Source organism: Companilactobacillus sp. FL22-1 (genome assembly GCF_043951805.1).
Lineage (GTDB): Bacteria > Bacillota > Bacilli > Lactobacillales > Lactobacillaceae > Companilactobacillus.
This window is the reverse complement of the sequence record NZ_JBINJY010000046.1, coordinates 1-222: the sequence shown is the minus strand read 5'-3', so window position 1 is coordinate 222 and position 222 is coordinate 1. Positions and strand designations below refer to the sequence as shown.

Annotated in this window: 1 rRNA gene; it reads left to right on the top strand. The window is 50.5% G+C overall.

Annotation, left to right across the window (positions count from 1 at the left end):
• Positions 1 to 222, top strand: a 23S ribosomal RNA gene (locus tag ACG72T_RS12600); the annotation flags it as partial.

Sequence of the window (222 nt, the reverse complement as noted above, 5' to 3'; positions counted from 1 at the left end):
CGAAAGACCAGTGAGAATCTGGTCGGCCGAAAGACTAAGGTTTCCTGGGGAAGGCTCGTCCTCCCAGGGTTAGTCGGGGCCTAAGATGAGACCGAGAGGTGTAATCGATGGATAACAGGTTGATATTCCTGTACCAGTTTATTTTGTTTGAACGATGGAAGGACGCAGGAGGATGATGTGTGCGCGCTGATGGATATGCGCGTCCAAGCAGTAAGTCTTGAT